1 protein-coding gene and 1 tRNA gene are annotated in these 1,559 nt (G+C 45.7%); both read left to right on the top strand.

What is annotated here, in order from left to right:
• The first annotated feature begins 180 nt into the window (after nucleotides 1-180).
• Nucleotides 181-254, top strand: a tRNA-Val gene (locus RMO52_RS13545).
• A 144-nt stretch (nucleotides 255-398) separates the two neighbouring features.
• Complete coding sequence (locus tag RMO52_RS13540; RefSeq protein ID WP_310415039.1) at nucleotides 399-1,520, top strand: tyrosine-type recombinase/integrase; 1,122 nt, start codon at nucleotides 399-401, stop codon at nucleotides 1,518-1,520.
• Nucleotides 1,521-1,559: the final 39 nt, after the last annotated feature.

Below are 1,559 nucleotides of genomic sequence, written 5' to 3'. Positions count from 1 at the left end.
GATTATGAGTCCGCTGCCTAAACCGATCGGCCAACCTTGGAGACATTCAACCATCTTAGCATTGACAATCGACAATTGACTATCTGACATCTCCTGACTACCGATTTGAAGCTGTAGTTGGACAACATCGATCGAGTATTGACTTTTACAAGTTTTCTATGCTAAATTTAGGGACTATAAGAATGTATAGCTCAGTTGGTTAGAGCGCATCGTTGACATCGATGAGGCCCCCCGTTCGAGTCGGGGTACGTTCATAGGGTTGAGACATACTGCTGGTAAGGCTTTTAGAAAACAAACCATGTTCTAAGAGCTGATTTTTGCTGTCTACCCACACTAAATATCGTGCTGTTTTGACTGGTTTGGTCGGTATATCACCCACCATTTCACCCACTGTTTTTATGCACATCGAGAAACGCGGCAACAGCCTACTAGTAAGGTTTACCCACGATGGGAAGCCATATAGCTTTAGTTTGCCAAAACACAACAATCCTGTCGGGATATCTAACGCCAATCAAAAGATCGCCCAAATCCAGAAAGATATTGCCTACGGGAACTTTGACAATACTCTACTCCGGTACAAACCTCGCACTCTGGGGAAGAATCCAACTGCGATAACTGCGGCAAGACTGTTTGAGCTATATGCAGATTACAGAGCGCAAGATCGAGAACTATCTCGCAGTTCACTCGATCGACTAAAGGGCATTGCTTCCAAGCTCAAGCAATTATTGGGGGATAAGCCAGCAGAAAAAGTAACTGAATCTGTGGCTAAAGATGCGATTTCGCGCTGGTCCGAGGCTGTATCAGATGGAACGATCAAAGAACGTCTATTCGATCTCAAGGCTTGCTGGGAATGGGCCAAGGGCAAGTATCATACGACTGAGATTAACCCTTGGTCGGAATGCCTCGATCGAGCGCGTTCGCGGGGTAAGGGTGGGCAATCTAGACAACAAAATAAACCCTTCACTATTGCCGAACTTCAAGCGATCGTTACTGCATTTAAAGCACATCCCCATTACTACCATTACACCGAATTTGTAATTTTCCTATCCCACACCGCTTGTCGGTTTGGAGAGGCGGCGGGTTTGAGATGGAAACATTTGGGCGCGGACTTCTCAACAGCTTGGATCGGTGAATCCATTAGCCGTGGGCACCAGAACCACAAGGGCACGAAGACGGGGAAAACTCGCACCATTCAGCTATCCCCAACAGTAATATCGATGCTGGGAGACAGACGAAATCGCCTAAAGCCCAATCCTGAAGATCTAGTCTTTCCTAGTCCCAAGGGTTTACCAATTAACGATCATCGATTTAGAGCCAGGGCTTGGAAAACCATTCTAGAAAGTTGCCAGATTGAATATCGGAGTCCTTACAAGATTCGACATTCTGCTATCTCCCACGCCCTCAATAACGGGGCTAACTTTATCGCATTGGCAGAACAGACTGGACACGATAAACGAGTGCTATTGAGTACCTATGCTCATGCTATCGAGCAGGAATGTTTATTTGTAGATATTGGCTAATTTTGATGCTTTTGTCTACTTGCTTCATCTAGACACCTA

The organism is Chamaesiphon sp. OTE_8_metabat_110 (assembly GCF_031382685.1).
GTDB lineage: Bacteria > Cyanobacteriota > Cyanobacteriia > Cyanobacteriales > Chamaesiphonaceae > Chamaesiphon.
Note: the sequence above shows the minus strand (reverse complement) of the source record. Positions and strands in the feature narration are given on the sequence as shown.